General features: G+C 60.7%; 7 protein-coding genes and 1 tRNA gene. 3 read left to right on the forward strand and 5 right to left on the reverse strand.

Annotated elements, in window-relative coordinates; genetic code table 11:
* Positions 1-15 precede the first annotated feature (15 nt).
* Both ACQKLX_RS29670 and ACQKLX_RS29675 read left to right on the forward strand, forming a co-directional pair.
* Positions 16-92, forward strand: a tRNA-Met gene (locus ACQKLX_RS29670).
* 597 nt (positions 93-689) lie between these two features.
* Complete coding sequence (locus tag ACQKLX_RS29675) at positions 690-824, forward strand: hypothetical protein (protein ID WP_427365155.1); 135 nt, start codon at positions 690-692, stop codon at positions 822-824.
* Positions 825-887: 63 nt separating this feature from the next.
* On the opposite strand, the gene ACQKLX_RS29680 is transcribed toward ACQKLX_RS29675, so the two are convergent.
* The 4 genes from ACQKLX_RS29680 to ACQKLX_RS29695 all read right to left on the reverse strand — a co-directional run bounded on the left by ACQKLX_RS29680 (position 888) and on the right by ACQKLX_RS29695 (position 6,128).
* Entirely contained in the window at positions 888-1,766 is an 879-nt protein-coding gene (locus ACQKLX_RS29680; protein WP_427365156.1) for an EamA family transporter, read from the reverse strand.
* Positions 1,712-2,749: an aspartate carbamoyltransferase gene (locus ACQKLX_RS29685; RefSeq protein WP_427365157.1), complete on the reverse strand. Its 1,038-nt coding sequence runs from the start codon at positions 2,747-2,749 to the stop codon at positions 1,712-1,714. The genes ACQKLX_RS29680 and ACQKLX_RS29685 overlap by 55 nt, the downstream gene beginning before the upstream one ends.
* A 42-nt stretch (positions 2,750-2,791) precedes the next feature.
* On the reverse strand, positions 2,792-4,717 hold the full coding sequence (locus ACQKLX_RS29690; protein ID WP_427365158.1) for a putative bifunctional diguanylate cyclase/phosphodiesterase: 1,926 nt from the start codon (positions 4,715-4,717) through the stop codon (positions 2,792-2,794).
* Between the two features lie 580 nt (positions 4,718-5,297).
* Positions 5,298-6,128 (reverse strand): alpha/beta fold hydrolase, encoded by an 831-nt coding sequence (locus ACQKLX_RS29695; protein ID WP_427365159.1) that lies wholly within the window; start codon positions 6,126-6,128, stop codon positions 5,298-5,300.
* 425 nt (positions 6,129-6,553) lie between these two features.
* Between ACQKLX_RS29695 and ACQKLX_RS29700 the strand changes: the two genes are divergently transcribed.
* Positions 6,554-7,303, forward strand: coding sequence for an SDR family NAD(P)-dependent oxidoreductase (locus ACQKLX_RS29700; protein ID WP_427365160.1), 750 nt, complete (start codon positions 6,554-6,556; stop codon positions 7,301-7,303).
* 154 nt (positions 7,304-7,457) lie between these two features.
* On the opposite strand, the gene ACQKLX_RS29705 is transcribed toward ACQKLX_RS29700, so the two are convergent.
* Complete coding sequence (locus ACQKLX_RS29705) at positions 7,458-8,150, reverse strand: response regulator transcription factor (RefSeq protein ID WP_427365161.1); 693 nt, start codon at positions 8,148-8,150, stop codon at positions 7,458-7,460.
* Between the last annotated feature and the right edge of the window lie 55 nt (positions 8,151-8,205).

An 8,205-nucleotide genomic window follows, 5' to 3' on the forward strand; every position in this document is an offset into this window, starting at 1 on the left:
TTAAACACCCATTAGCGCGGGGTGGAGCAGCCCGGTAGCTCGTCAGGCTCATAACCTGAAGGTCGTCAGTTCAAATCTGGCCCCCGCAACCAAATCAACAAAAGGCCGATCTTCGGCGCTCAAAGCCGCCCCTCCAAGGGCGGCTTTTTTGCATGCCAGCAGCAAACAGCGAGAAGCCGCGCCAGGTCGCCGTGCAGCTCAAGCGAGACGCCGCCGCCCCGAGACGCGACAACGATCGTCTCAGCGCGCCGCTCCTGATCCTCCAGCGAGCTCTCCAGCTGGCCACGCGCCGCCGATAGGCTTCCGCAAGGTTCGGGTGAACCAGGACCGCAGGACGCTCGCCGGGCTCTGCTACCCGGATCTCCAGCGATCACTCCTCGAGCTCGCGGCGGCTGATCGTCCGATCGTTCTGACATAAGCCCTTGGAACCCGGCCGGCGCAGCCATAGCGCCCGACCGCGACCAAGGTGTAGCCGGCACCGCAGCAACCGCAGGTGAGAAGACCCGACAGGAGATACCGCCGCCGGTGGGCGCGGTTCAGAACGTTCCCGCCTTCATCACGGCCCATCTCGAAGGCAGTTGTCTCCGGCCAGCGCGTGCAGCTTGCCACGTTGCTGCATCCGCCTCCACCCTGGCCATCAGCTCGATCTGCTGATCGCGAGTTCCCTGCGCACGATGACGGCGATCTGGATGGCGCTGGCGACGATCAAGAAGGAGCCCGACACCGGTCAAATGGAGATCGATGGCGATCAGGCCCTGGCTTGCTCCATGCAGCAATGGCTGGGGCTCAGCGCCTTCGCCTTCGAACTGCGTCGAGTGCAGTGACGGGCACCACGATCATCACAAGTCTTTCGACAAACGAACCATTCAACTGAGCGCATATTCTTCTTATACTCGCCTGATTCGATCAAGATATGTGACCAAGAGTGCCCCGCACATGATAATAGTGCTAGGAATCATAAAGGCCTGTTCGAGCGGCTCGCCAAAAAGCAGCGCGCCGGCAGCTGCGAGTGCTGGAATGCGCAAAGTATCGAGCGCCGAGACCTGAACTGCGGTACCATGGCGCGTCGCTTGGCTCAGTGACGCTTGGGTCATGTAGCCGGAGACAGCCATCAGAACGATCGCAAGCGCGAATGTCGCGGTCCCGTGCGCAAAGAGCGTCGTCGTCGATATGGACGAGGATGGAAGCTGGAGAGCTTCAGTCCCCAACAGGCTCAGTGTCAGGAAGATCACCAGTTGCGCGGCATTCATGATAAACAATATCGAATGCGTGGACTGCTTCTGGGTGAGCGTTCCCAGCATTATATTCGTGCATGTCAGGAATCCGACGCCAGCAAACGGAATGATGATCGCGAGACCCATGACCTCTTTATACTGAAACACGATAGCCGCAGCCCCGGCGAAAATTAAGCCGAGCCCGATCCAGGCGAATCTGGCTGGCCGTAGCCGGAATGCGAACGCGCCGATTGCGGCCGCGAACAACGGTCCACTGAATTCAATGCTCGCCACGAGGCCCAGCGGCAGATTGGCGACACTCCAAACCACCGCAATCGCGCCAACAGCATGCAGAGCACTTCGAGCGAGATGCAACGGCAGGCGCGAGCGCCAGACCTCACCAAATAACTTACGGTCGCGCCAACCCAGAACGAGACCGATCGCCAGCCCACCGGCGGAGCGTATGGCGAGAATTTCCGGATACGAGAGGTCGAGTTTTAGCTGACGGATCGCGACAGCGAGGAGGAAATAGGCGACGATGTTTCCGGCCATCCAGGCCGCAAGTGCGAAAGAGATCGCCCCGCCCAGCGCCGGCCCGCGAGCATGCGGCTGAGAACCGCCATCCGAATTGGAACCGAGAGCCGGACCTGTTCGAAGTACGCGGCGTTCGGGAGTCTGTCGCATGACTTGTCGGTCTCGGAATGCCGCGGCAGGGGGTTCAAAATCATCGTTTTGGACCGATTTCTAAGTATCTTTTCGGCCGTCAATGTAAATTTCTCGTCCTCTATCTTTTGAACCGTATCCATCTCGCCAATACGCCCGCTGATGATACTGGACGCTTTCTGAGTTTGGATCGAGAGAACGTCATAATTCAGCGTGTCCTCTACGTTATCCACCCTATCGATAGTCGTGCCGCAATGCCTCAAGTCATCAATCGCAGCCGCAGCGACGTTGGATAATTTCGTTTCAGGAGCGAGGCAGAGGGTGAAGCGCCGCGGGGGGCGCAACGCGAGCAGTTTCATGAAGGAGAGAGCATGGCGGGCGGTCGGATCGCACGACAGTGCCACCGACAGCTGCCTGACATCTCCAAGGCGTCGCTCGATCGTGAAGAGATCGACGAGGGCTTGAGTCGGATGCTCACCGATCCCGTTTCCGCCGTTGACCACGGGAAGATGCGTAAGGCGCGCGATCTCTTCGACCGTCGCGACATGTTCGGTCCTGGCGACAATGAGGTCGCAGTACTCCGAGACCGTCCGAACGTGATCCTCCAGATCTTCGCCTTGAGCCTTGCCGAGCCGGCTGGCCGGCGAAGCCGAGATATCGACGACATGATGGCGGAGCCGAGAGGCCGCGACGTCGAAACCTATCCTGGTCCTCGTGCTTTCCTGCTCGAAGAAAAGGCCAATCATCTTGGCGCTTGTCCGTGGGGGCAACTTTCCGTCGGCAATCGCCCCAGCCTTGTTCAAGACGTCGATCAGATCCGATTCGTCGATATCATCGGCGGATAGGAGGTCTTTGACGCCTACGCCGGCCATGGGGCCCTGGCTCCCGTTGCTAGGAAGCAGAACATATCCTGTTTAGGCTGCGGAGGAACGGCCCTTTTTCGTCACGGTTGTGGAAGGCCGGTCGATAGCGGGAAGCGCGACGCGCCGATCGATGATCGGATCGATATTCTCTTTCGGCATTGGTCGCGCGAACAGAAAGCCCTGAACGCCATAGGGAGCGAAGCGCGTCACCGCTTCGAACTGCTCTGGAGTCTCTACGCCCTCGACGATTATCGGCACGTTCAAATCGCCCGCCAAACCCGTGATGGCCCGCATCAACGATCTTGCCTTGGTACTCGTGGCGATGCTGCCGACGAAAGCCCGGTCGATCTTCAAGATGTCGATTGGGAGCTCGGCAAAGTAGCTCAGCGACGAGTATCCCGTGCCGAAATCATCCAGAGCGACCTTCACGCCCAACGCGCGTATCCGGTGCAACGTCGCGATCACGAATTCCTTATCGTCCGCAAGCGTCGTCTCAGTGACCTCGACGGTCACCCGGTGAGGCGCAACCCCGGTCCGCCGCAGCGCGTCTTCGATGATGCCGACCAGATCATGATCCCGGTGGAACTGCTTGCCGGATACATTGACGCTGACGCCGATCGGCTGCGGCCAGCTGATCGCAGCTTTCAGCGCCTGCTCGATCGCAAAAGAACCGAGGCTTTTGATCAGCCCGTTCTGTTCAGCAAGGGGGATAAACTCCGCAGGGTTGACCAAGCCGCGCGTTGGATGCTTCCAGCGCATCAACGCCTCACACATCAATATCGTTCGACCGCGCGGGCTATAGATCGGCTGGTAATGGAGATCGAATTGACCTTCCACAATGGCTTTGGCTAAGTCCTGCTCCAATTCCATCCGACGATCATAGGCTTCGCTCATCTCGGGCACATAAGACAGCCAGCGATTTTTGCCTTCGGCCTTCGCTTTGTAGAGAGCCAGGTCGCAGTGCTTCAGTGAACGCTCGAGCGACTCGCCAGTCGCATTGGCGAGCCCGATACTGACCGAAACCGAAAGCGTGGCTTTGCCGACGCTTATGGGATCCGTAAACAAGCTGACCACTAGCGCGGCTAGTTCGGCAATATCTTTGCTGGCGCGATCGGACACGATCATGAACTCGTCGCCGCCGATTCGCGCTGCTTTGTCGCCGGGGTCCAGAACCGACGAGATGCGAGCGGCTACCAGGGACAGCAGGGCATCGCCGATGTCGTGGCCCAGTGTGTCGTTGACTGTTTTGAAGTCATCGACGTCCACGGACAGAAGGTAGGTTCGTCTCTTCGACGAAAGCCGTTCTTCCACCTCCTCGATGAACCCGCGCCTGTTGAGAAGCGAGGTGATGCTGTCGGTCCTCGCGATCGTCTTAAGATCGCGTGTTGTGCGAAAATTCGATACGAACACACGATGTATGACGTCCGAGGACGAGATCGTCAGCACAACGGTCATCAACAGCGCACCAGCGATAACGACGAACGCTGGGATTTGGGACGCAATCAGCGCGCCGGCGAAGGGTAGCGCCGCGAAAGTGACCTGGATATTCGTGATGAACGGGCGGGAGCTGTTACGGCCGGCAATTCCGGCGATGTAGCCGATGGTCTGTGCAACCGCCAACGTCACGATACGGTCGTCGGAGTGAACCGTGACGGCATATGCACCGAAACAGCTCATCGTGAACGCGGTCGCCCACGCGCCGGCATATGCCAGACGCTCGAACACGACGGTCGAAACCGATGATTGCTTCCGTCTATAAAAAACCTGCGCGCCGAAGCGGAATGCGCCGACGCACCCCATGACGGCGCTGAGGAGAGCGAAAGTGGCGTCACCTGTGATGGCAGCGCAAGCTGCGATCACCGTCGTTGCGATCGCCATCCCGATCGGGATTGCCAATGGCGTGCCATAGAGCGCTCGCACCATGACGCTGCGAAGCTCGGGATCATAGAGGTCCGTCGTGGAAGCACGCGTCTTCATTGGTGTCGAAATCCGAGCACAGCTCCTTACCGGTCCGACACTCTTGCAAGGCAATCGTCGATAATTCGTTGACGCGCGCGAGGCCTGGATCGCGCTGCGTCCGTTCGGAAGCTCCAACGCTTGAGAATTCGTGTTAGTAGGAGGATCGCATCGGACATCATACTATTTGGGCGGAACAGACAACTGCCCCGGGAGGATTCACAAGATGCGACCCTCTTTGAGTGATTGTGAAGTTGCGACTGGCCTGGATCGCCGAAAGCGGACATGTTGAGCGTCTACTAAGGGCCGATTGTGTTGAAGAAGTCGGTGTTGCTGCGAGGCTGGGTCGCCCTGATCGGCCTGGACCCTGCGCTCTATGGGACACACAGCCTCCGGCGGACAAAAGTTGCGTTGATCTACAAGCGAACCGGCACCTCGGCATTGACGTTGATGATGCTCTGCTCCTGCCCGAGCAGACGGATCTATGAGCTTTCCGGCCTGGCAAAAGAAGCTGTCCCGCTTGGATTTGCTCCGGAAGTCAATGGTGGCCGAGCGGCGACCATGGACGAGGCGGCTTTGATTGCCGCCTCGTCCTCGCATGTCAGCCTCGGACGAAGGTCAGGATGTCCCTGTTCACGACATTCGCATGGGTCGTCGCCATGCCGTGGGGCAGCTTGTTGTAGATGTTCAGCGTCGCGCGCTTGAGCAGCTTGGCGGTGATCGGAGCGCTGTCGCCGATCGGGACGACCTGATCGTCATCGCCATGCATCACCAGCGCCGGGGCCTCGATCACCTTGAGGTCATCGGTGAAATCGGTCTCCGAAAAGGCCTTGATGCCATCATGATGGGCCTTGGCCGCCCCCATCATGCCCTGGCGCCACCAGTTCTGGACGAGGCTCGGATCCGCTTCGACCCCCGGTCGGTTGAAGCCATAGAACGGTCCCGCCGCGAGATCGGTGTAGAACCTGCTGCGATTGGCGGCGAGGCTCTTGCGGAACCCGTCGAAGACCTCGATCGGCAGGCCGCCGGGATTGCGGTCGGTCTTGACCATGATCGGCGGCACCGCGCCGATGAGGACGAGCTTGGCCGTGCGCTTCCTGCCGTGACGGGCGACATAGCGCGTGGCCTCGCCGCCACCGGTCGAATGGCCGATATGGACGGCATTGCGCAGCTCGAGATGCTCGACCACAGCCGCGACGTCGGCGGCGTAATGGTCCATGTCATGACCCTCGGAGACCTGGCTGGAGCGGCCATGCCCGCGCCGGTCATGCGCGACGACCCGGAAGCCCTGCGCCAGGAAAAACAGCATCTGCGCGTCCCAGTCATCCGAGCTGAGCGGCCAGCCATGGTGGAAGACGAGCGGTTGCGCCGATTTCGGGCCCCAATCCTTGTAGAAGATCTCGACGCCATCACGGGTCGTCACATAGTTCATGCGTTGGCTCCTTTTGCTGTTCCGAGTGGAAACGGTGGCGGGCTGTGCGAAAGACGAGAGCGGAAGCGTGCCGGCCGCGGCCGCGCAGGCGCCGCCGCACAGGAGGTCGCGCCGGCTGCAATCGGTCGGACGGGATGATGTATCGTTCGGCATTGGCGCCTCCGAGTCGCGGCTATGGGGCTGCGATCGACGCCTCCGGGCGATGCCTGGCTGCGCATCTCCTGAAGAGTCGGCTTCGAGACCGCAGTGAATGCGTTGAGAGAATCGCGGCTTGTCGAAGCCCGTTGATCTTGCGTCAGGCAATTTTGCGAGCAATAATCTCGATGTCAGCCCGATCTATACATATGTATAGATCATATCGACTTTTGAATATTTGATTTCAGCCGGGCGCGCCCCGATCTCGGATCCTTCAGATGGAGGTCCGCATGAACAAACTGTCGAACAAGGTCGCTGTGATCACCGGCGGCAATAGTGGCATCGGCTTCGCCACGGCCCGCATCTTCGTGGCCGAGGGCGCGAATGTCCTGATTGTCGGGCGCCGCGAAGAGGCGGTGGATCAAGCCGTCGAGGCCCTCGGGCAAAGGGCGATCGGTCTTACCGGCGACGTTGCCGATCTCGCCACGCATGAGCGCGTCGCCGCCCTCGTGGCGGAACGCTTCGGCAAGGCCGATATCTACATGGCGAATGCAGGCGGCATCCGGATCCAGCCGAGCCTCGCGGTGACGCCGCAGGACTATGACGCACAGTTCCTCGCCAATGCGCGTGGCACCTTCTTCGGCGTGCAGAAGATCGCCCCGCTGCTGCGTGATGGCGGCGCCATCCTGCTGACCAGCTCGATCGCCAGCCGCAAGGTACTGGACGGCCACGCCGTTTATGCCGGCAGCAAGGCTGCGATCGAGGCGTTCGCCCGCAACTGGGCGCTGGAGTTCAAGGATCGGCGCATCCGCGTCAACGTGCTCAGCCCCGGCCCGACCGCGACGCCGATCATCGGAAAGCTCGGCGTCGCGGCCGAAGCGCTGGCGCGGGTCGAGGAGATGGCCGCACAGGCGATCCCGTTTGGCCGAATGGGCGAGGCCGACGAACTCGCTCGAGCCGCACTTTTCCTCTGCTCGGCGCAGAGCGACTTCGTGACGGGCGTCAACCTCACCGTCGATGGCGGCATGGCGCTGACCTGATCGCCGGCACAGCGCGAGTTTTTGCGCATCGGCGCGGTGACTGGACTGCCGCCCTGGAGCATGTCTCGGGTTTCTCTCGAACCCCGAGACATGCTCCATCTTGTTGTTCATCCCATCACACAGCCGCGACCGCTTCCGATTTCGCTCAAAGGTCCTATGCGGCGTTGGTCGCGCGCATTCTGACCGGCAGGGCTTCCCAGGCCCGGATGAGTTCGCCGATCGAGGCGACCTCCATCTTCCGCATCAGATTGCCTCTGTGCAGCTTGACCGTGACCTCGCTGATGCCGAGGTCGAAGGCGATCTGCTTGTTGAGGCGCCCCCGCGTCACCTCATGCATGATTTCGCGCTCCCGCGGCGTCAGGGTCTGCAAGCGCTCGACATAGCCCTTGATCCTGGCGGCTTCCGCACGTCGCGCCGCATCCAGCCCGATCGCGGCGTTGACCGCGTCCAGCAGCGTCTGATCGCGGACCGGCTTCGTCAGGAAATCGACGGCGCCGGCCTTCATGGCCTGGACGGTCATCGGGATATCGCCATGCGCCGTCAGGAAGATGATCGGCTTGGGATTTCCGCTCGACGTCAAATGCCGCTGCAGATCGAGCCCGCTCGAGCCAGGCATGCGAACGTCGAGGATCAGGCATCCCGGCTGTTCGAGGGCGCTGGTCTCGAGCAGTGCCTTGGTCGAATTGAACGAAACCGCCTCGAAGCCGGCCGACAGCATCAACTCGCACAGCGCCTCGCGAACCGAGGCGTCATCGTCGACGATGATGACGAGGGGATGCTTCGCCTCGGCCTGGCGTTGTGCCGGCAGCGACCTCGACCTTGGCGAGAGTGAGCGATCAATGATCATGTTCACCTTCCACATCTCTCAGAAGCATTTTCCGCGACTTGTCGCTTGTATTCAC

The sequence above is a fragment of the Allobosea sp. NPDC003192 genome (assembly GCF_050275675.1).
Classification (GTDB): Bacteria; Pseudomonadota; Alphaproteobacteria; order Rhizobiales; family Beijerinckiaceae; genus Allobosea.